Here is a 25,079-nt window from a genome sequence, read left to right on the forward strand (position 1 = left end):
GCCACTAAGCACCGAAGTGCCCCGTTCGACTTGCATGTGTTAAGCGCGCCGCCAGCGTTCGTCCTGAGCCAGGATCAAACTCTCCATGAGAATTCGAACAGCTCCGTTGAACAGAACGCCGGACATTTTACTGTCCGTTGCTTCCGTTCGGAATTTTTGCCTTTTTTTGCCTCGTGCACCCGGCCGCCATGAAGCGGCCTGCGCGGCACCGGAGAAGGTATGCTCCCGTGCGAGGCTCGAACAGACATTCCCCAAACACCCTGATTGTCAAACAGTCCAGCGCCGCGTGCTCAGTGGCTCGTGGCAAGGCCGAAAGTATAGCCCGATCCAAGCCCCCCGTCAACCCCCCGCCGCGATCTTTTTTCAAAAAGCCTGTTTTGGGCGGGCAGGGCGCCGGAACGGGCCACGCCCGCCGCGCAGGGCTGCGCGGCGGGCGTGCGGTTCACCAGGCACCATGGCTCCGGACGGATGGATCAGGCCTCTTCGCCCTCGGTCCAGTCGTCGTCCTCGGCGTCCCACTCTTCGTCATCCTCGGCGTCCCAGTCTTCGTCGTCCTCGTCGTCGTCGTCCCAATCGTCGTCGTCGTCGAAGTCGTCCTCAAGATCATCGCCGTCGTCGTCCCACCCTTCCTCGCCGCCCTCGCTCTCCTCCTCAAGCCGGGCGACGAACACCTCGTCCAGATCGAGATCCTCATCGACCGCAGGGCGAGCCATGACAATGGGCATTCCGAGTCTCCTGTTAGGACGGTAATTCTGCCTGGGCTGCCGCCAGGCGCAGCAGCAAGATGACGACCAGCCTCGTTCGGCCCGAAAGTACAACGGGCGAAAAGGATGTCAAGGGTTTTGCGCGCCGCCCGCCGGCCGCCACAGATGGCGCACGGAACGGCGCGTCGCCGCGGCTTCGGCGTCCCCGCCCCGCCGCGTCCGCGCGCTTCGGCGGCCCCGGGTGGACGGGCGGATCGCAACACCGTTTCACGCGGAGGACGCGGGGGTGGCGGAGGGGCGCGGGGGGACGGCCGCCGGCTTCGGGATCGGCTCCCGGACAGCTGCGTGGCCGCGGGCTTCGCAAACTGCACTCACGCGGAGGTCGCGGGGGTTCGCGGAGGTCGCGGGGGAGATCGAGGGACGGGGTAAACTCCGCCCGGAGCCGGTCGGGACGCGTGGAGGGCGAGCACCGCGTGAGGGATGCGCGCCCGGAGGGCCGAGAACGCGGTTCGCGCGCGCCCCGGCCTTCCACCGGGTCCGGACCGTGGCGCGAACCGGGGGCTCGGCGCCGTTGGCAACAGCTGTATCGTTGCCTACGGCGCGCGCAGCCCGGCCCGGAGCGCAGCGCAGGGACACGCCCAAACCGCCTTTCCAATCCGTCCAGACCCGTCTCCCCATCGTCCAGAACCGCGCAAACGAAAGCCGCCCTCCCCGGACTTCCGGAGAGGGCGGCTCGTCACATCTGAACCAGCGGCGGGTCAGGCCGAGGCGCGCGAAGCCTTCTTGCGGTCGCTGGCGTTCAGCAGGCGCTTGCGCAGGCGAATGCTCTTGGGCGTCACCTCGATCAGCTCGTCGTCGGCGATGTAGCCCATCGCGTCCTCGAGCGTCATCAGGCGAGGCGGCTCCAGCAGAATATTGTCGTCGCTGCCGGAGGCGCGCATGTTCGTGAGCTTCTTGCCCTTGATCACGTTCACCTCCATGTCGCCCTGGCGCGAGTTCTCGCCCACGACCATCCCCTCGTACACCGGCACGCCGGCGTCGATGAAGAAGGTGCTGCGCTCCTGCAGGTTGCCCAGCGAGAACGCCACGCTCTCACCCGTAAGCATGCTCACCAGCACGCCGCGGCTGCGGGTGCTCAGCGTGCCCACGTACGGGCCGTATTCCATGAACTGGTGGTGCAGAATTCCCTCGCCGCGCGTGTCGGTAAGGAACTCCGAGCGGTAGCCGAACAGGCCGCGCGCCGGCATGCGGTACACCAGGCGCGTAAGCCCGCCGCCCGGGTTCTGCATCTCGCGCATTTCGCCGCGGCGCTGCCCCAGCTTCTCGATCACCGGCCCCATCAGCTTCTCGGGGACGTCGATGGTCACTTCCTCGTACGGCTCCTGAAGCTGCCCGTCCGGACCCTTCTTGAGAATCACGCGCGGGCGCGACACGGCAAACTCGTACCCCTCGCGGCGCATCGTCTCCATCAGGATGCCCAGGTGCAGCTCGCCGCGGCCGCTCACCGTCATGGTGTCGGGCGACTCCGTCTCTTCCACCCGCAGCGCCACGTTGCTTTCCAGCTCGCGCATCAGGCGGTCGCGAACCTGGCGGCTGGTGACGTACTTGCCTTCCTTGCCGGCGAACGGCGAGTTGTTCACCATGATGTCCACCGACACGGTCGGCTCTTCCACCGCGATGCCTTCCAGCGCCTCGGGGGCGTCCGGATCGCAGGCGGTGCTGCCGATGTCCACGTCGCTCAGCCCGGCCAGCGCCACGATGTCGCCCGCCGACGCCGACTCCACCTCTTCGCGGGCCAGCCCGTCAAAGGTGAACAGCTTGCTGATGCGCATGCGCGCCGAGGCCGGAATGTCGCCCTCGTGGCCATGGCCCAGCAGCACGACGGACTCGCCCACGCGCGCCACGCCCCGCTCGATGCGCCCGATGGCCAGACGGCCCAGGTACGGCGAGTAGTCGATGGTGGACACCAGCATCTGGAACGGGCCTTCCGGCTGCCCCAGCGGCTCCGGAATGGTCGCCACGATGCTGTCGAAGAGCGGCGTCAGGTTGATGCGCTCGTCCTCGGGGTTCTGCATGGCCACGCCCTCGCGGCCCACCGCGTACAGGAACGGGCAGTCCAGCTGGTAGTCCTTGGCCTCCAGCTCCATGAAGAGCTCGAGAACCTCGTCGTGCACGCGGTGCGGGTCGGCGTCGCCGCGATCGATCTTGTTGATGATCACGATGGGCTGCAGACCCAGCTCCAGCGCCTTGCGCGTCACGAAGCGCGTCTGGGGCATGGGGCCCTCGGCCGCGTCCACCAGCAGGATCACGCCGTCCACCATGCGCAGAATGCGCTCGACTTCGCCGCCGAAGTCACTATGGCCCGGGGTGTCGACGATGTTGATCTTGGTGTCCTTCCAGCGGACGGACAGATTCTTGGCGAGAATGGTGATTCCGCGCTCCCGCTCCAGCGGGTTGCTGTCCATCACCCGCTCCGCCACCTGCTGGTTTTCGCGGAAGGTGCCGGCCTGGCGGAGCATGTGGTCCACCAGCGTCGTTTTTCCGTGGTCGACGTGGGCGATGATGGCGATGTTGCGAATGGACATGAATCCTCTATCTCTGCGGCCCGTCCGGGCTCGGAAGCGATGCTCGGCGCCGTTCCCAAAAGGAACACGGGCGCCTCGCATCGAGGTGCCCGCGCTGGGAAACAGCCGTGTAAAATAATGGAATGCGGGGGTTTAGTCCACCCCTGGCGGGTTCTGTTACCTGAGCGGCCCGGCGTGCCCGGACCAATGGACTCCCACATTCCGCATCGCGCTCTCAGCCACGCGCTCCGATCTGGCGGATTTGCTGAACTTTGCTGGATGGAACGGGGCGTTCGTGAACGGTTCCTGCGTTGAACTGCCGTTTCACACGGAGGTCACGGAGGATGCACGGAGGTCACGGAGGAGCAACGGCGCGGCCGCCGGACCCGGCACTCGACGGACGGCCTCCACCCGCGGCGGTGGTGGGATGAGCAACGAAGGACGGGTGGGCCTGGGAGCCCACCCGCCCTTCCCGCGCCTCGCGTCCCATCTCCTCACGCGAGGTTGGAGGAACGCGGAGTCCGTGGATCAGCAGATGCCGTCGTAGAACGGCCGCGTGCCAACCCAATAGCAGGTCTCGGCGCAGGTTGCCCCCTGCGTCTCCTCCGCGGCCGGGCAGCCCCCGGCACCGGGACAGGTGTTGTAGCAGGTGTCCGGGCAGCTTCCGTAGCACGTGTTCGCCCACGTCCCGCAGTCGCAGCCGGCCAGGCCGCCCCCGGTCGCCGTGTTGGTTCCTCCCTGCCCCAGTACCGTCCCGCGCCGGGACGGGGGCTGGGTCGCCGGATCGAACGACTCCACCTGCAGGTCCTGAAAGTCGAGGCGGAGCTTGCGCTGGTTTGGCATAGGACTCTCTCCCGGAAAAGAGGATGGAAGTGATCGCACCTGGAAAGACTGCGATCCATCGCAATGTGGCGGAATATAAACGCTCTCGTCGGTGCATCTCTGACAAGAACGGCGGCGGCGGCGACGATTGACAGCCTGCTGTCGTACTCTTAGCTTCGAGGGATGACAGCATTCTGTCATCGTTCCTGCTCATCATCTCCGGGAGGTCCCATGGAAGCGCAGACGGTGCATCTGTTCGTCCTCGACACCATGTCCGACTGGGAGCCGGGGTACGCCATCGCCGGCATCAACCAGCCAGTCTACCAGCGGAATCCCGGGCGGTACGTGGTCAGGACGGTGGGGCCCACGCGCGATCCCGTCCGCACCATGGGCGGCATCACCATCCTTCCCGACGTCGCGCTGGATGAACTGCGGGCGGAGGACAGCGCCATGCTCATCCTTCCCGGCGCGGCCAGCTGGGACGAGGGCGCGCACGCGGATGCCGTAGACAAGGCGCGGGAGTTTCTGGCCGCGGGCGTCCCCGTCGCCGCCATCTGCGGCGCGACCGGAGCACTGGCCCGCGCGGGGATGCTGAATGACCGGCCGCACACCAGCAACGCTGTGGAATATCTGAACTGGCAGGACGGGTACACGGGCGCGGAGCACTACGCCGGCTCCCCCGCCCTGCGCGACGGCGACCTCATCACCGCCAGCGGCACCGCACCCGTCGACTTCGCGCGCGCCATCTTTGAGCGGCTGGAACTGTACGCCCCCGAGGCGCTGGACGCGTGGTACGCGCTGTACAAGCACAACGATCCCGCCGGCTTCTACAAGCTCGTCGAACTGGAGCAGGCGGCGTCGGCGTGAGCGCATCCGGGGACCGGCGTCCCCCCGGGCGCTCGCCGGAGCAGGAGGCGCTCACGGACCTGGTGATGCGCACGTTCCGGCTCAACGGGCTGTTTCTGGAGGTGGCGGAGCACATGGCGCGGCCGGCGGGGCTGACGGCGGCGCGATGGCAGGTGCTGGGCGCCGTGCTGCGCGAACCGCTCACCGTGTCCGGCGCGGCGCGGGCCATGGGACTCACGCGGCAGAGCGTGCAGCGGCTGGCCGACGTGCTGGTGGCGGACGGGATGGCGGAGTTCATCGACAATCCGCGCCACCGCCGTGCCCGGCTTCTGCGCCCCACCGCGGCGGGGTGGGACGCCATCGCCGTCATCCGCCCGCTGCAGCACGCGTGGGCGGCGCACGTGACGCGCGGGATGGGGGAGGATGACCTGCGGGGCGCGGTGGAAGTGATGGACCGGCTGGCCGCCCGGCTGGACGACGATCCCTGGCGTCCCGCGTGACGGCGCAAAAAGACGGGGCCGCACACCTCGCGCGCGGGCACGGAATGCCGCAGATTCCCCCGCGACGTTCACGACTCTTCACCACCTGACGCGAGAAACCATGCCGGAACGCGATCCGAACGCCAGCGATGACACCCGCCAGGCGGGGGAAGACCGCACTCTGACCACCCGACAGGGTCACCCCGTCGCCAACAACCAGTCCCAGCGCACCGTCGGCAGCCGCGGCCCGGCCACGCTGGAGAACTACCACTTTCTCGAAAAGATCAGCCACTTTGACCGTGAGCGCATCCCCGAGCGGGTGGTGCACGCGCGCGGCTTCGTGTGCTACGGCGAGTTCGAGGCGAGCGGCAAGATCGGCGACGAGCCGGCGTCCACCTACACGCGCGCCAAGCTGTTCGCCACCGAAGGCAAGAAGACGCCGCTGGCCATCCGCTTCAGCACCGTCATCGGCGGGCGCGACTCGTCGGAGACGGCGCGCGACCCCCGCGGCTTCGCGGTCAAGTTCTACACGGAAGACGGAAACTGGGACCTGGTGGGGAACAACCTGGCCGTGTTCTTCATCCGCGACGCGGTCAAGTTTCCGGACGTGATCCACTCGCTCAAGCCGGACCCGGTCACCTTTCGCCAGGAGCCGAACCGCATCTTCGACTTCATGAGCCAGACGCCGGAATCCATGCACATGCTGACGCACCTGTTCAGCCCGCGCGGAATTCCGGCCAGCTACCGGCACATGGAGGGCTTTGGCGTAAACACCTACAAGATGGTGAACGCCGAGGGCGGCACGGTGCTGGTGAAGTACCACTTCCACCCGCGCTGCGGGCTGGCCAGCCTGACGGCGGCCGAAGCGGGCAAGGTGCAGGGGCAGGACCTGGGCTCGGCGTCCCGCGACCTGTTTGAAGCCATCGAGCGCGGCGAGTACCCGCAGTGGGACATGTTCGTGCAGATCATGGATGACCACGAGCATCCCGAGCTGGACTGGGATCCGCTGGATGACACCAAGATCTGGCCGGAGAACGATTTTCCGCTGCGCCATGTGGGGGTGATGACGCTGAACCGCAACGTCAGTGACTTCCACAACGAGAACGAGCAGATCGCCATGGGCACCGGCGTGCTGGTGGACGGGCTCGATTTCTCGGACGACAAGATGCTGGTGGGCCGCACCTTCTCGTATTCCGACACGCAGCGGTACCGCGTGGGCTCCAACTACCTGCAGCTGCCGGTCAACTCGCCCAAGGGCGTGGACGGGCGCGTGCACACCAACCAGCGCGGCGGGCAGATGTCGTACGGCGTGGACCTGGCGCCGGGGCAGAACCCGCACGTCAACTACGAGCCGTCCATCCATGGCGGGCTGCGCGAAGCGGAGCGCAAGCCCAACCACGCGCCGGAGATCCACGGCCACCTGACGCAGAGCGTGCTGGAGCGCCGCAACGACTACGTGCAGGCGCGCGGCCGCTACAACACCATGATGGACTGGGAGCGCGACGACCTGGTGCAGAACCTGGGCGACCTGCTGGGCCAGTGCGAGCGCGACGTGCAGGAGCGCATGGTGTGGCACCTGCTGCTCGTGCACGACGACTACGGCACGCGCGTGGGCCAGGCCATCGGCGTGTCGGCGAACGACGTGAAGCACCTGCAGCCGCTGGCGGGCCAGGTGCTGACGGACGAGGACCAGGCGCGCCTCGCCAAGCTGGGCGCCAACGGCGACGTCATCGACCCCACCGTCTGGGGCACGTGGACCAGCTCGGTGACCAACTACCAGGCGAGCGCGGAAGAAGTGCTCGGCGGGATGAAGAACCCCATCAAGTAAGCACGCCTCTGGGGGTTCACGTCCCCGGTGCTGGCTGATGGATGATGAGCGGTGCCGCGCACCCGTCCCCGGACGGCGTGCGCGGCACCGCTTTTTTCGTTCGATGACGGGCGATGCGTTCGCTCGATGGCGGGGCGAGGGATGAACGCGGACGGGCATGGCGTGTATCCGGGGCACGCGAATGATTGACGTCCCCGACGACCGCCGCCCTGATGACCGAACTGGCCGCCGCCCCGGAAGCCGAAGCGCTGGAGCAACTTGTGGATCTGCTGCACGGCCGCCGCGTGGTGGTGCTGGCGGGGGCCGGGTGCAGCACGGAGTCGGGGATTCCGGACTACCGCAGCCCGGAAGCGCTGCTCAAGCCGCGTGCGCCCATTCAGTACCGCGACTTCGTGGGGAACGATGCGTCGCGCGTGCGCTACTGGGCGCGCAGCGCCATCGGCTGGCCGCGCTTCTCGTCCGCGCGGCCCAACGCGGGGCACCACGCGCTCGCCGCACTGGAGGCGGGCGGCGCCATCCAGGGCATCATCACGCAGAACGTGGACGGGCTGCACCACGCCGCGGGCTCCGCACGCGTGGTGGAACTGCACGGCTCGCTTGCCGCCGTGCGCTGTCTGGCGTGCGGCGAAGTGGAGACGCGCGACGCGTTTCAGGCGCGGCTGCTGGGCGCGAACGAGGAATGGGCGGAGCGCATCTATCGAGGAACGGTGGCGGGAGAGGTGCAGTCCGCGCCGGACGGCGACGCGGAACTGCCGTCGTGGGCGGCGGAGGCGTTTCAGGTGCCCGCCTGCCGCGCGTGCGGCGGCATGCTGAAGCCTGACGTCGTCTTCTTTGGCGAGAACGTGCCGGCGGCGTGGGTGGAGGACGCGTGGCGGCTGTTCGGCGAGGGCGAGGTGCTGCTCGTTGCCGGTTCGTCGCTCACCGTGTACTCCGGGCGGAGGTTCATCTACCGCGCGCAGCAGGACGGCGTGCCCATCGCCGTCATCAACGTGGGCCCGACGCGCGCGGACGAGTGCGCGGCGGTCAAGGTGGAAGGCCGGCTGGGCACCGTGCTCCCGCACCTTGCCTCCGTGCTCACCGTTCCGCGCTGACGCCACCAGGCGGATGACAAAAGGCCGTGCCTCTCTCGCGAGGCACGGCCTTTTCGTTTTGGACCCCTCCGCCGTCCCGGGAGCAGACCCCCTGCCCGCGGGCGATGGGTGCCGGTGCGGTGGCGGGCTTCAGGGCGGCCCCCACCCGGGCCGGCACCACCGGCCCACCCTCCCCCAAAAAAGACTGGGGGAGGGTTGGGAGGGCGGAGGGTTCGGTGCATTTCGGGAGATGCCGGGAGCGGGCGAATTTAGTGCTTCCCCAGCGGCGAATCATTCGTTCGCGGGCCCTCGGACGCCATTCTCCGAGTCGGCACGCAGGTAGCGGCCGGCAGTCCGCGCAGGCGGACTTTGCGCCGTTGTTGCCGCGACTTCAGTCGCCCCTGCACGGCGCGGCGCGTCGTCAGGCCGCCTGCTCGATGCGCTTCACGAGATCGTCGTCGGACAGGTCATCAGACCAGCCGGCGGGAAGCTCCATCTCCACCGTCTGCGCGCCGCCGGTGGGCGTGGCGATCACGCGGTAGTTGTCGGTGCCCTCCACGCGCGCGGCCTCGCTCTTTCCCTCCGGATCGAGCCCGGCGTACGCCTCCACGCAGCTCCACGTGGTCCCGTTTCCATCCGTCACCTCACGCGCCATCCCGCACTCCTCGTCAGCGTTTCCGTGGATCGTTCCGGCTGCGCCCTGAGCGGGAACCATGCCCGGAGCCCGGCGCCATCGGCACGCGCGGGAGCGAAGACATCCATCCTCCGCGATCAGAAGCGGTTCCTCAGCGGGGGGCGGCGAGCGCGCGGTATTCGCGGTGATAGTACAGCAGCGGATCGGCCTCCTCCCCCGTCACGATCCGCCGCACCCGCCCGATGACCACGCGGTGGTCGCCGCCCGGGTGCGTTTCCCACACGTCGCACACGAGGGAGACGATCGCGCCGCGCAGCACCGGATCGCCCTCCGTGAAGCGGCCTGGACTGACGGGCATCCGCTGCGCGAAGTCGCTGGCCACGCGCCGATCGTCCGCTGCGAGCAGGTTGAGGGTGAAGCTCCCCGCTTCCTCCAGCACGTACAGCACGGCCGCTTCGTTGCCCACGCACGCCAGCACCAGCGGCGGACTGGCGGAGAGCGGCGTGAATGCGGTGAGGGTGATGGCCTCCACCTCGTCGCCGTCGCGCGCGGCGAGAACGGCCACGCCGCTGGCCCAGCGCGCCACCGCCTCGCGGAAATCAGACGCGCGCACCTCGCCCGCCTCGCCGTCATCATCGTCGCGGGTGCGGATCGTCGCCTGGATCGGTCGGGTCATGCGAATCTTTCGATCGTCGTAGCCGGATGCAGCGGATCGACCGCATCTCCGCAACGTCCGCTCCCAGCGGAAAACCGGGCGAGGCGGATCGGGCCATCGCCCGGAGAAAGACGGGATGAAACAGAGGGGCGGGGCCGGATGATCCCGGCCCCGCCCCCTTTTCTTCAGCCCCGCGGAGAGTGGCGCCGGGCCGCTCTCCGCCGAGCGCGGAACTACTTGGTGCGAACCACGATCAACTGGAACGGCGAGGTCGGCGGCAGGCCGGCGCTGAGCGCCGTCAGCGTCGCGAAGCCCGCGGACGGAACGCCGAACCGCATGTACGCCGTGCCTCCGCCCCGGCTGTACGACAGCGTCAGCGCGGTGGCGTTGGTCAGCGGGCGCGCCAGCAGCGGAACTCCGCCCAGACCGCCGTAAATGGAGCGGAAGTTCCAGGACGGCTGCGTGTACTGCGCCGCGATCCCCGTCACCGCGTCGTCCGCGTACATGGCCCCGACAAAGTCGCGCAGCCACAGGTCCGGATCGGCTCCAATGGCGTTCTGAATGTTCGCCTTGCCGGTGAGGGTCGTGTTCACCAGCGACTGCCAGAACGCGGCGTCGCTTCCGTTCACCCGGTCCGACGCGTACCGCAGGAACGCCCAGTTCACACCCCGGAAGGCGGGGGAAGCCGGGCTGGTCGTCTTGAATGCCCCGCTCGTGTCGGGGCGCTGCAGCCAGGAGCGCAGGTTGCCGAAATTCCCGTTGGCGTACGTGTTGAACGCCGCCACCCGCCGCGAGGCGTTCGGCCCCGTCGTCAGGTTGCTCAGGTTGATGTTCTGCCGCGGAGCCAGGCCGACCGCGGTCCGGTAGAACATCAACTCCTCCGCCGCCTGCGACATTCCTTCGTCCAGCCACGCCTCCTCGAACGGCGCGCCGGCCGTCAGACGGCGGGAGGCGTTGATCAGGTGCTGCAGTTCATGCCCCGCGGTGCGGGTGACGTTGCCACGGACGAACGACACCGTGCGCACGTTGCTGTTCACCGCGCCGGTCGGGTCCGGCACCAGCATGTACAGGATCTCTCCCTGGTTGCTGAGCGCGCAGTCACCCGTCCCGAACAGGTCGCGGTTGGTGAAGTACCCGTTCGTGACCTGGCTGCTGGCCGGCGGGCTCAGTTCGTTCACGGCGCGCGTGAAGAACAGAACGACGCGGCTGTTGTTGTCCATGTCCGTCGGCGCGCCGAAGTTGGCCACATCAACCGAGTAGGCGATGCTGTCGAACTCCAGCGCGATGGAATCGTACTGCGCCGTCGTGAATCCGCCGGCCGGGTTGGCCGTGTCGCCCACGATGATGGCGCGCTGAGAGACGCTGCGCACACGTCCCACGCGGACGTCGGGCGTGCCGCTGCAGCCCTGGACCGCGTTCAGGTTCCACAGGTCGCCCACGGCGGGTACCCCGGGGGTGATGGTGCGCCGCGCGCCGGAAGCCGCGCGATTGCGCACCAGCGCGGTGCGGCCCGCCAGATCACGCTTTTCCGCGGCCAGTCGCGCCACGTGCCCGTCATCGTTCGCCGCAAGGGCCGCGTTGCCGCCGCCCAGCGTGATCCCGCCCGTGGGGATGATGTTGGGCGACGGCGGGCCGGTGACGGCCTGAATCCCCGTTCCGGTCACCGACAGCGCCAGCGACGACGCGGTCGACAGGTTCACCGGCATGTACGTGTACTCGGCCGTGCTCGCCTGGCCGCCGAAGCAGACGCGGGACGCGGACGGCATGGACGCCGTGTACACGCCGCCCACCGGCAGGTCGGGGCACACGTCAATGGTGTCGGCGCCGATGCGGATGCCCGCCGTGGCCGTCAGGATCACGCGGCCCGGCGCAACCGCCGTCAGCGTTCCGGACGCATCCACCGTGGCGACGGCGGAATCGGAGGTCATCCAGCTGATGGGAGTGTCGACGACGTTGCCCACGACATCGCGCACCACACCCGTAAACGACTGCGTGGTGCCGGTGAGCTGGAACGGGTTTCCGGCGCTCAGCTCCACGTAGCCGTCCGGACGCGGCACCTTGGCGGCCACGTACAGCTTGAGGCCGATCTGGTCCACACCGGGCGTAAAGACCAGCTGCCAGCGCCTGGTGATGGTCGACGTCTCGTTGGGCTCCAGGATCTCGTCGTACTGGTAGTAGTCCTGTCCCAGTCCGGTGTACTCCGCCTGCCCGTCGGCGTTGGCCACCGACACGCTTCCCGTTCCCTGCCGCACAAAGGGCGGGATGTGGAAGAAGACGCGCACGGCGGCGCTGTCCAGCGTGATGCCGTCCGTGGTGCCCAGCGCCTGCGGAATCAGGTTCTGGACGTTGACGTCAAAGGCGAACGTGTCCGCCGTCATGGTGATGTTGCTGGAAATCAGGCGCACGTACACGCCCTGGTTTCCGGCGATGACCTTGGACGGGCCGCCCGCGGCGACCTCGCTGCAGGTGACGCTGCGCGACGAGAGCGTGGCGATGCAGTTCATCTCCACGAGCGGCTGGAGCCCCGGATTTTCCGGCGCCAGCGGCTGACCCGTTTCCGAGCAGGCGGCCAGAACGGCAAGCGCGAGCGCCGCGGCGCCCCGTGCAAACAGATTTGTTTTCATGATCTACTGGGAGGGAAGCGCGAAGCACGCAGAGGAAGGGTCGGCAAACTGCGACGCATCAAGTTACAGGCAACCGGCCCGCTCGTACAGAGATTCGGCGCACCTTCGCGTAAGCCGATATCTGGCATTGACTTATGCCACTCTCCCCCGGATCGCCGTCTCGCCGCGCGGGCACGCCTGCGCGGGCAGGTTGCGGCGTCCCGTGCCGAATGCATGGCGCATCCAGCAGCGAAGCGGCCGGCGGAAATCATCCACCGGCCGCTTCCCTTCATCCACCTCGAGTTCCATCAACCGCGCCTTCCATCCGCCGCGGCACAGGCCCCCGCGGCCGGTCGCGGGACCTGCGCCCGCGCACCCGGCCCGAACCGCGTGACGGCGGGTCGCTCAGCGTGGAGCCCGCGCCAGGCTGGGATCGATGTCGTAGCTGATCAGCCCCGGCGCGATCTCGGCCACCGCGCCGCCCACGGTGACGCGGATGCGCGGCCGGTGCGCCGCGCGCAGGTCGGTGGTGGAGGTAAAGGTGAGGCGGACGGTCTGGGCGATGCGCTCCGCGATCCCCAGTGTGAGAAGGTTCACGGAGCCGTTGGCGGGAAGCACGAGCTTGCTTCCGCCCGTTCCGTCCGCGAGCAGCCACGGGTCCACCCCGCCCCCGCTGGTTCGCGTGGAGGCGGCGGTGGGAGCCACCACCTGGATGGTGGAGGTGGAGCCCACCAGGTCCACGATGGAGCGGATGGTCTGGTCGGTGCAGCGGCCCGCGCCGTTGCAGGTGTCCCCCGCGTGGTGCATGCTGATGTCGGTGATCACGATGTACACGCGGGCCGCGCCGGGGCGCCACGACATGCGCTCGTGGGCGTACTTGATGGCCTCCAGCCCGTTCTCCGGCCCGTCGCACCCGCCCGTGGCCGTCCACGAAGCGCGCACGTGATCCAGAAAGGCATTGGGCGCGGCCAGGTCCAGCGCCGGCCCCAGCCGTTCGCAGGTGCCCATTCCCGGGTGCGTGACGATGGTCCCCCCTCCCGAGAATCCCACCGAACCCAGCCGCACGTTCAGCCCCCGGTCGCGCAGGTCCGCGGCAAAGGCCAGAACGCTGTTGCGTACGCCCGTGATGGCGCCGCTCATGGACCCGGACAGGTCCTGGATGAACACCACGTCCACCCCCACGTTGCCCTCGCTGGTGGTGATGTCGAAGAACTTCAGGCAGTCGTTTTCGACGATGGTAAAGTTGTCCTTGGTGAGCCCGGCGACCGGTTTTCCGTCGATGACGATGGGGTTGAGCACCACGTCGATGCGCCCGCTGTCCTGCCGGGCCACGCTGCCGGAAAGCGGAAAGGCGTTCGCCGCCACGGGTGCCGGCGGCGTGCCGGGAACGCAGCGCGCCACCTGCCGCAGCATGAAGCGCACGCGGGTGGCGGCCGTCCCCGCCGTCAGATCGTTGTGGTCCTCGCCCGTCATCAGGTGCTGCACCCCGGTCCAGGCGGGAATCGCGCTCGCCACCGGCACCACGGCGTCCGTGCGGCGGTCCGCCACCCCAAGCTCCTCCAGCAGCCCGGTGAGCATGCAGCGGCTCAGCGTCAGTCCGGGCGGAAGCACGCCGATGGATGCGTCGCCGGCCAGCGTCAGGACGCGCGTGCCGTGTTCCGTGTGGCCGCGCAGGCTGGTGATGAACGGTCCGCCGGGGCTCAGGTCCGCCATCCCCGGCGTGGTGGCGAAGCGGTCTCCCAGGCGGGCGAGCCCGGACCCGCAGCGCGACGGCATGCTGCGCACGTCCGCCAGCGGGCTCCCCTCGTGCGGAGTGCCCAGCGTGATGAGGGCGCGCACCGCGTCGCCGCCGTGCCCGGCCAGGTATCCGCGCCCCACCAGGCCGCCCATGCTGTGGCCCACCAGCACCACGCCGCCCGTCCGCCAGCCCCGTGCTTCGATCTGCTGGTGCAGGTACTCGCTGGCCACCCCCACCGGCTGAAAGGTGGGGTAGCGCAGCACGTAGACGGAGTACCGCGAGGCCAGATCGGGAGTGGAGTTCACCTGCGTGATGAAGTCGCCGAACGTTTCCGTTTCCGGGTGGAACCGGTTGAACGAGGCGCAGTCCAGCCGGTCCGGCTGCCAGCCGTGGATGACGATGAGCGGAATGCGCCCGCCGCCTTCCGTGCTGCCGGGAGCCAGCGTGAGCCTGCGCGTGTCCCCCGCCGTGCACTCGGCGTCACGGTAGAAGGCCGCCAGCGGCAGGCGCGAACCCGCGGGCACCGACGCCGTTCCGCGCACCGCCGAGCCGCTGCGGCCCGTCGTGGGGTCCGTCCACGTGGTGCACTCGGACTGCGCGTAGATGAACACCGGGTCGCTTCCCGCCTCCGGGTCCACGCGAAAGGCGAGCTGCACGGACGATCCCGTGCACGTAGGAACCCGCTGCCACACCGTCACCGGCACCAGCGGCCCCGATCCCGCCACGGCGAACCGCGCGCGCGATCCGGAAGGAGCCGGTGCGTCCGCGGTGCCCGCGGTGATGACCACGGGGGTGCCGAGCACGCTCAACTCCCCGAACCCGGTCCCCGGCGCCTCCGCCAGCCCCACGCGGACCGGCGTGGCCAGCGCGGAGGCGTCCACCATCACGTAGGTGCCGGACGCCACGCCGACGGTGTCGCGCGTCCCCGCCGCGATGGTCACCGTGCTGTCCCGGACCGCGCGCAGTGACACGTCCAGCGTCACGTCCGCCTTCAACTCCACCGTGCGCTCCGCCGGGGTGGCCTCGTACCCGAACGGCGGCAGCAGACGCATCCGGTAGTCGCCCGGCTTGAGCCCGGTGTAGCTGAAGCGCCCCTCCGCGTCCGTGATCACGTCCGCCGGGGCGGCGCCGGAGCCCGCCAGGTGCACGGACACATCCGGCACCGGGCGGCCCTCCTGCGTGCGCACGGTTCCGGAAAAGCTGACCTGCGACGGCCCCCTGGGCGAAACCGGCCCGTCGTCGCATCCGGCGATCAGCAGCGCCGCCGCGATCATCGCGGCCGCCCGCCATCCCCGCCGGAGTCCCCGCGTCCCGCCCTCCCGCAACATCGATTGTCTCATCAGTGCCTCCCCATGAATGTACCTCGCGCGGGCGGGGCCAACCGGCCACGCCCGTCCTGCCCCGCGCCGGCACGGCCACGCAAGGCCGGTACCCACAAAATGTCACTTCAGATGCTATGGATTTTGATCGTGGAGCCCGGCGAGCTGTCCGCATCGCGCCGCGACAGAGACAGGCGTGTCTCACCACCTGCCATGGAGGAGGGACCGCGATCGCGGAATTCGCACCCGCGAAAACGGCCGACGGAAATCATCCGCCGGCCGCTCCGTTTTCATCCACCGCGAATGCGGATCAGCCGCGGTTCGCGGCGAGGGTGCGGTAGGCCACCATCTTGTGCACCAGCTTGGCGACCACGAAGTCCGGCGCCGCGTTGCCGCCGATGGGCGCAAGCTCCACCACGTCCGCGCCGACCACGTTCCTGGTCTCGAACACGCGGCGCAGCAGCTTCATGGTGGGATACCAGGTGATGCCGCCCGGCTCCGGCGTGCCAGTGGCCGGCATCAGCGAGGGATCGAAGTAGTCCACGTCAAAGGTGATGAACACGTCGTCGCCCAGCGCGGCCAGGGCGCGTTCGATCCACGCCTCGTTGTCCCACATCTCGTCGGCGAAGATCGTGGTGATGTTCCCTTCGCGTTCGCGGATCAGCGCCCGTTCCTCGCTGGTGATGGCGCGGATCCCCACCTGAACCAGGTCGCAGGTGTCGATGATGCGCGCCATGACCGCGGCGTGCGAGTACGCCGAGCCCTCGTATTCCATGCGCAGGTCGCCGTGCGCGTCGAACTGCAGGACGGAAAGCTTGCGCCCCTCCGGCTGCCGCGCCGCGTACGCCAGCACCGGCGCGCTGGTGATGCTGTGCTCGCCGCCCAGCCCAATGACGAAGCGGTCGCCGGCTTCCCGCAGGATGGCGTCGTACGCTTCGCGCAGTTCGGCGACGGCGGCTTCGGGGCCGGCGCTGGTCAGGTGCAGCGCGGGAAGCGTGCACACGCCGATGGCGGGGCCGGGCTCGGTATCCAGCTCCTGGTCGTACAGTTCGATGAAGCGGGAAGCCTGGATGATGGCGTCGGGCCCCAGCTTGGTGCCGCCCTGGTACGAGACGGTGGACTCGTACGGGATGGGGAGGATGACGACGCCGGCCTTTTCCCAGCTGGCGTCATCGCCTTCCAGCCCCAGGAAGTTGCGGGGAAGCTCCCAGGAAAGGTCCTTGAGCGACTCGGGAAGTTCAGCGGGCATCTATCGGCTCCGGTACGCATGATGTGCGGATGGGTCGCGCGGGTCGGGTGCGCGAGGCGGACAATGTGGGGGGAGAGTGCGAAAGTGCGAAAGTGCGAGAGTACGACAGTACGAGAGTGCGAAGGTATAGATGTGCGGGGATGGATGTGGCGTGTGGGGCGGAGTTCGCGGGCGGCCCCCACCCGGGCCGGCACCACCGGCCCACCCTCCCCCAAAAAAGACTGGGGAGGGTTGGGGCGGGCAGATGGTTCGGTCCGCGGAGCGTACATCGGCGCGTGGCGAGGCCTCTTGAGCGAATGAATCCGCCGCTCAAACAGCGGGAACCCCCGACACGGCGCTATTCGCGCGCCGTTCGGGGCTTCAACCGCCCGCCAGCGCCAGAGTCCCCGGTGTGAGTTCCCCCCTCTCCGTGCGTCTGTTTGCATGGGGAGGGGCCGGGGGAGGGGCCTGCGAGGCCGGCGGACGCGCGCCGATCCCGCCTCCGCACCGAACGGCTCCCCCTCCCCCGCTTGCGGGGCGAGGGGGCTGGGGGGAGGGGGGAGCCCGCCGCCGCGCCGAACCCTCCGCAGCGCGCGACACTGCCGTGTGCTCCCTCTCCCACATCCGTTCGTGGGAGAGGGTCGTCGTGCGCAGCACGCGGGGTGAGGGCCACACCCTCGGCACGCGCCACCCTTGGCCCCGCGAACAGATTCCCCCCCCGCCCATCCGTCCGCCGGAAAAGACCTGTCACGCCCCCATCGCCCATCCACCGAAAGAAAAAAAGGCCGCCCCGCGACACCCTCGCGGAACGGCCTCTCCTGTCCTTCGCACTCACGCACTAACGCACCCAGCACTCACGCACTTCCCCTCAAGACCCCAGCCCCAGGCACGCCAGCCCGTTCCGGCTCAGCGTGACCCCGCTGGCCTGGCACTCCGGGCACAGCCCGTAGATCTCCAGCCGGTGCCGCTGCGGAATAAAGCCGTGCTCGCGCGCAACCTCGTGCTGAATGCGCGAAATCTCGCGCCGCTTGAACTCCACCACCTTGCGGCAGTGGGTGCACACCAGGTGCTCGTGCAGCGGCTGGTGCCCGAACACGTGCTCGTACCGCTTGAAGCCGTCGCCGAAGTCGTGGTCCTCCACCAGCCCGGCGCGCACCAGAATCTCCATCGTCCGGTAGATGGTGGCCTTGCCGATGCGCTCGCCCCGCTTCTTGAGCTCCGCCTCGATCTCCTCCACCGACAGGTGCGCCGCGCTGCCGAACACCACGTCCGCCACCATGTCGCGCTGCGAGGTCACCGGCAGCCCCTGCTGGCGCAGATAGCGCCGGAAGAGGTGCAGGTACGGAGAGGTGACTTCGTGCTCCATCGTGGCCATCAGGGGACTCCAGGACTGGCGCAAAGGGGCGGGCTGGTCGGCCCTAACGATAATCATTCTGGATAAGCCCGGTCAAGCCGCGCTGCTCAACCCGGCCAGAATCTCCGTCCAGCGCGCCTCGTCGCCTTCCACCTCCCGCACGTCGGGGGGCGATTCCGGCTCGTGCAGGCGCCGCAGCACGCCTTCGATGATGCGGTCCACCCGGTCGCGCGGCACCGTCCCCTGCTCCGCCAGCTCGTCGGTGCGCACGGGCAGGGCCTTGGGCGCGGGCGGCTCCAGCACGTAGTGCAGCGTGTAGATGGTCCGCGCGCCCTCCGCTCCCTCACCCGCGTAGGTGGAGAGGACCGCCAGCCCGCTTTCCCGCGCGCCCAGTTGCCGCGGCGGAAAGAGCCACACGGCGTCCACGGACGACGGCGGCACCCGGTCCGCCACCGCCGCCAGCGCGGCGGCAATCTGCGAGGCCGGCTGACCACCTATGCCTGGGTTAGCCCTGAGTTCGTCCGGGCTCATCCCACTCCTCGCGTTTGCGCCAGTAACGTTCAGCGCGATTCCAGATCACGGCGTCGCCAGTGAGGCTGTGGAATTCTTTCAAAACTGCCTTGGAAAACAGCGGGGTTGCCGTTGGCGTTGTAGTAAATGAAAGCTTCCCCGAACCTCTCCTCGATCTCGGCTACAACATAATGCTGATACAGGTACTCTTCTTCGTTCAATTGAGCCAGCATCCAACGTGCAACTTCAGCAGCGGTCGTCATCCTAAGCCTTGTTTTTCCCCGTTCGATTGTCGCCTGGACCCTCCGCCACGACTAGCGTTTCGGCTGAGAAGATGCCGCTACTAAGTTTTGTACCAGAGAACCAATGACAACTTACCACTCCGTCCGGGAAGACCTGCTTTACAGTCATCTTGGGGCCGCCAGATTTTAGCTGGACGATGTCGCCGATTTGAAATTTGGCCATGAGATCTCCTTTGGCTGTGCGCTCAACCCGAAGCCGCATCGGTTAGGCGGCGCCGGCCGTCTCCGGGGCGCGGGCGCGCTCCGCCGCTTCCTGCTCCACGTAGAAGCGCAGGACGTGAAGAAAGTCCTGCGCGTTGGTGATGACGCCGAACGCCTGGTGCGTGCCGCGGTCCTTGAGCTTGCTCACCACGAACTCGCTCGAGTCCACGCAGATGGTCGTCAGCGGCCGCACCTCGCCCGTTTCTTCGCGCCACACGTACGACGGCAGCATGTTGCCCGTGGCGATGGAGTGCAGCGCCGTGGCGATCATGATGACCCCCGTGCACTGGCGCGTGTGCTCCTTCATCGCCTCCTGGCAGCGGATGGCGTCGGTGATGGTGTCCGGCAGCGGCCCGTCGTCGCGGATGCTGCCGGCCAGCACGTACGGGACGCCCGTGGTCACCAGCGAGTGCATGATGCCGTCGCGGATGATCCCCTGCTCCACCGCCGCGCGAATGCTTCCCGCCGCACGGACGCGGTTGATGGCGCGCATGTGGAACGCGTGGCCTCCATCGACCGGCACGCCGCGGTTGTTCATCCCCAGCGTCGTCCCCAGCGTGGCGCTCTCGATGTCGTGCACCGCCACCGCGTTGCCGCCGAACAGCGCGCCCACGTACCCCTCGCGCACGAACCAGGCGAGCGTGTCGCGGCCGCGCGAATGCAGCACGGCCGGGCCCACCACCCAGATGAAGTGGCCGCCGCGTTCCTTTTCATCCACCAGGATGCGGGCCATTTCGCCGTAGTCGGTCGGCTTTTCGCGGCTGACCTCGGAGGACATGAACTTGAACTCGCCCTCCGGGCCGACGTCGCCTTCCGGCCCCATCAGCCCGCTGGCGTGCACGAAGATGCCCTCGCTCCCGTCCTCGGCCATCCCCATGGCCACCATCTGTCCGGCGCGCGCGTAGCGGGCCTCCAGCACGCGCGGCACGCCGTCGTCGTCCAGCACCAGCGCGCTGTCCATCCGCGGGTCGCGCGGCAGCTTCCACGAGCCGTCCGCCAGCTTGACGTACGTGGGCAGGTTGGTGGTGGAAAAGAAGCCTTCCGGGAGCACGCCGTCCGCCGGCGCCGGCTGAAAGCGGGCCACCGGGGCATCGGCGAAGCGGGGGAGCGAGAAGTCGGGTGCGCGGTACATTTTATGTCGTGGGCCGGATGATCGGGTTCCGCCGTTCTGTCCGCCAACCTAGCCGGGCGCTCCGCACGGCGACAGTGCGGCCGCGGCACCACTTTCGCGCGGGGCCGCAAGGGTCCACATTTGCGTCCGACAATCCAGGAAAACCGACCATGGCCCTGCGCCACACCCCGGAGGCCGAGATCGCTACGAAGTGGACCATCGACGATTCCCGCGAGCTGTACAACATCGAGGGCTGGGGGATCGGCTACTTCGACGTGAACCAGAAGGGGCACGTCACCGTGCACCCCACCAAGGATCCCGCCCGCGGGCTGGACCTTTTTGAGCTGGCCACCGACCTGGAAGCCCAGGGCGTACGGCTGCCGCTGCTGCTTCGCTTCAGCGACATCCTGCGCACGCGGATCGAAAACCTGGGCGAGCGCTTCGCCACGGCCATCCGCGACTTCGGGTACGAGGGCGGCTACACCACCGTCTACCCCATCAAGGTCAACCAGCAGCGCCACGTGGTGGAAGAGATCGTGGCGTTCGGCGAGCGGCACGGCGTGGGGCTGGAAGTCGGCAGCAAGCCGGAGCTTCAGGCCGTCCTGGCGCTCACCGAGCGCACGGACCACCTCATCGTCTGCAACGGCTACAAGGACGAGGAGTTCATGCGGCTGGCCCTGATGGGGCAGAAGCTGGGGCACCGCGTCATCATCGTCATCGAAAAGCTCAGCGAGGTCGACGTCCTGCTCAAGGTCGCCGACGAAATGGGCGTGGAACCCACCGCCGGCGTGCGCATCAAGCTGTCGGCCACGGGCGCGGGGCGATGGAGCGAAACGGCGGGCGAAAAGAGCAAGTTCGGGCTCAACCCGTCGCAGCTCATGCGCGTGTACGACAAGCTGCGCGAGGCGGGCAAGCTGCACATCCTCAAGCTGGTGCACTTTCACCTGGGCTCGCAGATCCCCGACATCCGCAACATCAAGCTTGCGATGACGGAGGTTTCCCGGTACTACGTGGAGATCCGGCAGCTGGGGGTGGAGGTGGAGTTCGTGGACGTGGGCGGCGGGCTGGGCGTGGATTACGACGGTTCGCGCTCGCCCAGCGCGGCCAGCGTCAACTACAGCATGCAGGAGTACGCGAACGACATCGTGTACTCCATCGCCGAGGCGTGCCGTGAGAATGAGGTGCCCATGCCGCACATCATCTCCGAGTCCGGGCGCGCGCTTACGGCGCACCACGCGCTGCTGCTCATCAACGTCATCGACCTGGAAACGCAGGCCTCCGAGCCGCCCGACGCGGTGACCGAGGACGACCACACGCTGGTGCAGGAGTTGGCCGGCGTGCTGCGCGAGCTGGACGGGCGCAGCCTGCGCGAGGTGTACCACGACGCCACCTTCATCAAGGGGCAGCTGCAGATCCACTTCAACTCGGGCACGCTTACGCTGCGCGAGCGGGCGGTGGCGGAGCGGTACTGGCTGGCGATCATGAACCGCGTGGCGCAGCTGGCCTCGCGCGATCCCGAGGAGCACGACGACATCCTTCCCGAGCTGGAAGGGCTGTTGATCGATCGCTATTTCTGCAACTTCTCGCTCTTTCAGTCGCTGCCGGACTCGTGGGCCATCGACCAGCTGTTCCCCATCATGCCTGTTCACCGGCTGGATGAGGAGCCTACGCGCCGCGGCACGCTGCAGGACGTCACCTGCGACAGCGACGGCAAGATCGACCAGTTCGTGGGATGGAAGAAGAGCAAGCCCAGCCTGGAGCTGCACTCCTTTGACCACGACGAGAAGTACGTGCTGGGGATCTTCCTGACCGGCGCGTACCAGGAGATTCTGGGCGACCTGCACAACCTGTTCGGCGACACCAATGCCGTGCACATCCGCCTTTCCGAGGGCGGATACGAGATCGGCGACCTCGTTCATGGCGACACCATCACCGAGGTGCTGAACTACGTGCAGTTCAACACGCAGGACCTGATCAGCACTTTCCGCCGCAAGATCAGCAACGCCCGCGACCTGACGCGCGCGGAGGCCAACGCCTTCATCGCCGACTACATCGCCGGGCTGGCGGGGTACACGTACCTGGAAGACGAAGCCTGATCGCGGCGGGTTCTTTCGATCGATGGAACGAGGCGGGCCTCCACTCCGGAGGCCCGCCTCGTTTTCTGCTCCGCATCGTGTTTTCGGTCGATGACCATCACCCGCCCCGCCTCGATCTGCTGCGCGCGCTCTCTCGATCTGCGGCAGGTCCGCCAACAGACGCGATCAGGCAGAAGCGCCGGGCTGCATCTGCGCGGAAAGCGGATAATGGTCCTCCCGAAAACGCGGATGAACTCACGAGCGCGGCCGGCGGCACCGATCCCACACGATCGCGATCCCGAGAAGCCCGCGACCCGCGCCGAACCGTGGTCCCGCCGAACGTCTGTAATCGCAGGCCCTGCAACAACGCCGGCGCGCCCTCCCAACCAGCCGCGAGCCTTCACCTGCACGCAGCCTCGGTTCCCGGCGTGGTTTCTCCCCTCTCCGTGCGGCAGTTTGCACGGGGAGGGGCCGGGGAGGGGCCTCACAGCCCGGCGAAAAGCGAAATCGTCCCTGGCCAAACGGGCTCCGAACGCCCTGCCCGCCTCCTCGCTTGCCGCCGCGCATCCCCTCTCTCTATCATTCCCGCCGCGGCGGCCTGCGCGCACGTCCAGGCCCGCTGAAACTCCCACGCGGCTCCACGCGTACACGACCTGAACGCGGGCCGGACCGGTCCGCCTCAAATCCCCTGAACAGTGAGGCGACGGTGAGAGATCCCGGCCTGGCGGCGCTCCTCAGCTTTCTGATCCCCGGCATGGGCCAGCTCTACAACGGCAAGTGGGGCCGGGCGATCTTCTGGTTCATCTTCACCCCCGGCCTCTGGCTCGGCACCGGCGGTCTGCTGGGATGGGTGGCCCACATCATCGCGGCCATCACCGCTCACAACTACGCCCGCCGCCATCCGTACCGCTCCGTCGGCGGCTGACCGCATCGGGGATGACAAACGGGGCGCGTCCAATCATCGGACGCGCCCCGTTTCTGTTTCCCCGTCCCGCGATTTACAGCCCCGACGCCGCCGGCGCGGTGAACACGTCCGGCATCACCGCCGCCATCACGCCCGCAAAGACCCCCATCAGCATGAACATGATCACCATCACCAGCAGGTAGGCGGGAATGCTTGCCGCCATGAACTTCAGGATCAGCACCACCATCCGCCCGAACGGAATGTCGATGTCGCGGATGACCACGCCGCCGTTGACCGCCGTGGTCTGCATGGTCGCCGAGCCCGGAGGCGGCCCGTAGCGCTGCGCGGGATTGGTGGCGCCGCACACGGGACATACCGCGGTGCTTTCATCAACGGGCGTATTGCACTGCCGGCAGGGTACGTTCATGGAGGGGCTCCGAATGGATGGGCGAGAGTACGAAAAAGGGAGGCGCCGGGCGGCGCCCCCCTGAACTTCGGCCGGGGATGGACCGGGCGCAACGTTTCTGACGCGCGCCGCGGTCTCTCCCCCGAAGCGGCCCCCTTCACGACACCGCGCGAACAGGGCCTCCGTGCATCACGGGCCGGCGGCGGGCGGCACGGGGGAATTCGCCTGCTCCAGCGCGGCCCAGGGCGTCAGAGCAAGATGCTGGGCCGCCACCCGCGCCGGGCGGATCCCCGCGCGCCGGGCCGCCGCCAGCACCTCTGCCCCATACGCCGACCGCTCGCTCACGGTCTGCACGTAGTCTCCCGCCCACAGCAGCCCCGCGGACGGCACCCACGCCATCAGCGCGCCCTCGCTGGACGGCCCGTTGATGGCGTACAGCCGCACCCGCCCGCCGCCCAGCGACGCGGAATCATCCACCGCGCGAAAGCGGAAGGGCGACGAGCCGCGCCGGCGCTCCCGCTCGTCCGGCGCCTCCGTCCACCGCCGGTCCGCCACGCGCCGCAGAAACGCCTCCGAGGTGCGGTGCGAAATGATGGTGGCGTCGTGGGCCGTCCAGTACCGCACGCCGGCCACATGGGGCCACGCCAGGTCCGTCACCACCACCGCGACCGGGTGCCGCCCCGGGAACAGGCGGCCCAGCCACGCGGAATCCGACCGCGCGCGCCGCTCGCCCAGCGTGGCGTCCAGCAGATAGATGGTGTCGCCCGCGAGCACGGCGCCCTCCGTATAGGCGCGGCTGGCCAGGAGGAACGCCGCGTCGCCCGCGCGAACCGTGTCCGTGGGCATCGCCTCCGCCGCCTCCGTCCAGTGCCGCGGCGTCATGTCGGGGACGGCGGGAACGGAGAGCCGGGGCGCCCCCGCACGCGGCGCCATCCCCAGTTCGCCCACCGTGCGGCTGATCTCCGTTTCGCCATCCACCATCCGGAACGCCGTCAGCGGGTAGACGCCTCCGCCCACCGGCGCCCAGTTGGACCACACGTATTCCGCCCGCGACGTGCCCCACAGGTAGTGCGGCTCGTTTTCCACCAGCGCCACGGGATAGCCGGAACGCGGGTCCACGTACAGCCGCTGCTCCCCGAACGGCCCGCGGCGGGTGAGCACGCGGCGCGGAAAGTCGCGGTACGTACAGCTTCCGCCGGAGGCGACGTCCGGCGCTGCGCTCCAGTCACGCAGGACGGCCCAGGGGTTCAGCAGGCGCGTCTGCCGGATGCCGCCGTGCTGCATGGCGGCCGGGACCACGGCCGTGTCCCGCGCGCCGAAGCTGGCGGTTGGCGCGGCCAGCACGGTGCGCGGGGGGATGGGGCCACTTCCCGGAAACCAGGTGGACGACGTGGTCCGCTCCACTCCGGAGGCCGGGTCGTACCACGTTTCGCCCGTGTCGAACGCGGAAAAGAACGGCGCGTAGCTCCGGTCGGACTGGTAGTTCATCAGGGTCGCCGAGGCGCCCCGGAAGTGCAGCACCGAGTCCGCCGTGCCGGGGGAGCCGATGGCGGCCCGCGCGCGATCCAGCACCTGCGCGGGGGTGGGCTCGTCCGCGCGGGGCGGCGTGCACGGGGCGGGCGCCTGCGCGGCGGCGCGCGAGGCGCCAAGAGCGAGGCAGAAGACGGCCAGCAGAGTTCGCATCATCGGGATCCGCGTGTGGATTGCGCCCCGCGTCGCGGGAGCG

21 protein-coding genes, 1 rRNA gene and 1 pseudogene are annotated in these 25,079 nt (G+C 68.7%); 6 read left to right on the forward strand and 17 right to left on the reverse strand.

Annotated elements, in window-relative coordinates; genetic code table 11:
* The 4 genes from HNQ61_RS26825 to HNQ61_RS26840 form a co-directional block, all read right to left on the reverse strand.
* Positions 1-90, reverse strand: a 16S ribosomal RNA gene (locus tag HNQ61_RS26825); the annotation flags it as partial.
* A gap of 383 nt (positions 91-473) precedes the next feature.
* Positions 474-725, reverse strand: a complete 252-nt coding sequence (locus tag HNQ61_RS26830) for a hypothetical protein (RefSeq protein WP_170038972.1) — start codon at positions 723-725, stop codon at positions 474-476.
* A gap of 737 nt (positions 726-1,462) precedes the next feature.
* Entirely contained in the window at positions 1,463-3,289 is a 1,827-nt protein-coding gene (gene typA / locus HNQ61_RS26835; protein ID WP_170038974.1) for a translational GTPase TypA, read from the reverse strand.
* A 507-nt stretch (positions 3,290-3,796) separates the two neighbouring features.
* Positions 3,797-4,111, reverse strand: a complete 315-nt coding sequence (locus HNQ61_RS26840) for a hypothetical protein (protein WP_170038976.1) — start codon at positions 4,109-4,111, stop codon at positions 3,797-3,799.
* 210 nt (positions 4,112-4,321) lie between these two features.
* Here HNQ61_RS26840 and HNQ61_RS26845 point away from each other — a divergent pair, with 210 nt between their 5' ends.
* The 4 genes from HNQ61_RS26845 (at position 4,322) to HNQ61_RS26860 (ending at position 8,334) form a co-directional block, all read left to right on the forward strand.
* Positions 4,322-4,957 (forward strand): type 1 glutamine amidotransferase family protein, encoded by a 636-nt coding sequence (locus HNQ61_RS26845; RefSeq protein ID WP_170038978.1) that lies wholly within the window; start codon positions 4,322-4,324, stop codon positions 4,955-4,957.
* Positions 4,954-5,436 (forward strand): MarR family transcriptional regulator, encoded by a 483-nt coding sequence (locus tag HNQ61_RS26850; RefSeq protein ID WP_205762088.1) that lies wholly within the window; start codon positions 4,954-4,956, stop codon positions 5,434-5,436. The genes HNQ61_RS26845 and HNQ61_RS26850 overlap by 4 nt, the downstream gene beginning before the upstream one ends.
* 100 nt (positions 5,437-5,536) lie before the next feature.
* The gene (locus HNQ61_RS26855) at positions 5,537-7,243 is read left to right on the forward strand and encodes a catalase (protein WP_170038980.1); all 1,707 of its coding nucleotides are present in this window, start codon (positions 5,537-5,539) and stop codon (positions 7,241-7,243) included.
* Positions 7,244-7,455: 212 nt separating this feature from the next.
* Complete coding sequence (locus tag HNQ61_RS26860; protein WP_170038981.1) at positions 7,456-8,334, forward strand: NAD-dependent protein deacetylase; 879 nt, start codon at positions 7,456-7,458, stop codon at positions 8,332-8,334.
* Between the two features lie 400 nt (positions 8,335-8,734).
* Here the strand turns inward: HNQ61_RS26860 and HNQ61_RS26865 are convergent, their stop codons facing one another.
* The 11 genes and pseudogenes from HNQ61_RS26865 to HNQ61_RS26910 all read right to left on the reverse strand — a co-directional run bounded on the left by HNQ61_RS26865 (position 8,735) and on the right by HNQ61_RS26910 (position 19,989).
* Positions 8,735-8,968, reverse strand: coding sequence for a hypothetical protein (locus tag HNQ61_RS26865; protein ID WP_170038983.1), 234 nt, complete (start codon positions 8,966-8,968; stop codon positions 8,735-8,737).
* 130 nt (positions 8,969-9,098) lie between these two features.
* Positions 9,099-9,623 (reverse strand): flavin reductase family protein, encoded by a 525-nt coding sequence (locus HNQ61_RS26870; protein WP_170038984.1) that lies wholly within the window; start codon positions 9,621-9,623, stop codon positions 9,099-9,101.
* Positions 9,624-9,835: 212 nt separating this feature from the next.
* Complete coding sequence (locus HNQ61_RS26875) at positions 9,836-12,226, reverse strand: Ig-like domain-containing protein (protein ID WP_170038986.1); 2,391 nt, start codon at positions 12,224-12,226, stop codon at positions 9,836-9,838.
* A gap of 384 nt (positions 12,227-12,610) precedes the next feature.
* On the reverse strand, positions 12,611-15,283 hold the full coding sequence (locus HNQ61_RS26880) for a carboxypeptidase regulatory-like domain-containing protein (protein ID WP_170038988.1): 2,673 nt from the start codon (positions 15,281-15,283) through the stop codon (positions 12,611-12,613).
* 289 nt (positions 15,284-15,572) lie between these two features.
* Complete coding sequence (speB, locus tag HNQ61_RS26885; RefSeq protein WP_170038990.1) at positions 15,573-16,511, reverse strand: agmatinase; 939 nt, start codon at positions 16,509-16,511, stop codon at positions 15,573-15,575.
* A gap of 847 nt (positions 16,512-17,358) precedes the next feature.
* Positions 17,359-17,865, reverse strand: coding sequence for a Fur family transcriptional regulator (locus HNQ61_RS26890; protein WP_170038992.1), 507 nt, complete (start codon positions 17,863-17,865; stop codon positions 17,359-17,361).
* A 72-nt stretch (positions 17,866-17,937) separates the two neighbouring features.
* Positions 17,938-18,375 (reverse strand): hypothetical protein, encoded by a 438-nt coding sequence (locus HNQ61_RS26895; RefSeq protein ID WP_170038994.1) that lies wholly within the window; start codon positions 18,373-18,375, stop codon positions 17,938-17,940.
* Positions 18,350-18,457 carry a hypothetical protein gene (locus tag HNQ61_RS29945; RefSeq protein WP_420816119.1) on the reverse strand — a complete coding sequence of 36 codons (108 nt, stop codon included), beginning with the start codon at positions 18,455-18,457 and terminating at the stop codon, positions 18,350-18,352. Before HNQ61_RS29945 ends, HNQ61_RS26895 begins: the two co-directional genes overlap by 26 nt.
* Positions 18,458-18,482: 25 nt before the next feature.
* Positions 18,483-18,617: pseudogene (locus tag HNQ61_RS29950) on the reverse strand (DUF6953 family protein); the annotation flags it as partial.
* Position 18,618: 1 nt separating this feature from the next.
* Entirely contained in the window at positions 18,619-18,819 is a 201-nt protein-coding gene (locus HNQ61_RS26905) for a YodC family protein (protein ID WP_170038996.1), read from the reverse strand.
* Positions 18,820-18,861: 42 nt separating this feature from the next.
* Positions 18,862-19,989: an ornithine cyclodeaminase family domain gene (locus tag HNQ61_RS26910; protein ID WP_170038998.1), complete on the reverse strand. Its 1,128-nt coding sequence runs from the start codon at positions 19,987-19,989 to the stop codon at positions 18,862-18,864.
* 149 nt (positions 19,990-20,138) lie between these two features.
* Here HNQ61_RS26910 and speA point away from each other — a divergent pair, with 149 nt between their 5' ends.
* A complete protein-coding gene (speA, locus tag HNQ61_RS26915) occupies positions 20,139-22,064 on the forward strand; it encodes a biosynthetic arginine decarboxylase (RefSeq protein ID WP_170039000.1) in 1,926 nt (641 codons plus the stop codon).
* 685 nt (positions 22,065-22,749) lie between these two features.
* The gene (locus tag HNQ61_RS26920) at positions 22,750-22,968 is read left to right on the forward strand and encodes a hypothetical protein (RefSeq protein WP_170039001.1); all 219 of its coding nucleotides are present in this window, start codon (positions 22,750-22,752) and stop codon (positions 22,966-22,968) included.
* 73 nt (positions 22,969-23,041) lie between these two features.
* Here the strand turns inward: HNQ61_RS26920 and HNQ61_RS26925 are convergent, their stop codons facing one another.
* Both HNQ61_RS26925 and HNQ61_RS26930 read right to left on the reverse strand, forming a co-directional pair.
* Positions 23,042-23,374, reverse strand: a complete 333-nt coding sequence (locus tag HNQ61_RS26925; RefSeq protein WP_170039003.1) for a hypothetical protein — start codon at positions 23,372-23,374, stop codon at positions 23,042-23,044.
* A 168-nt stretch (positions 23,375-23,542) separates the two neighbouring features.
* Entirely contained in the window at positions 23,543-25,039 is a 1,497-nt protein-coding gene (locus HNQ61_RS26930; protein WP_170039005.1) for an MBL fold metallo-hydrolase, read from the reverse strand.
* Positions 25,040-25,079: the final 40 nt, after the last annotated feature.

Source organism: Longimicrobium terrae, assembly GCF_014202995.1.
Lineage (GTDB): Bacteria > Gemmatimonadota > Gemmatimonadetes > Longimicrobiales > Longimicrobiaceae > Longimicrobium > Longimicrobium terrae.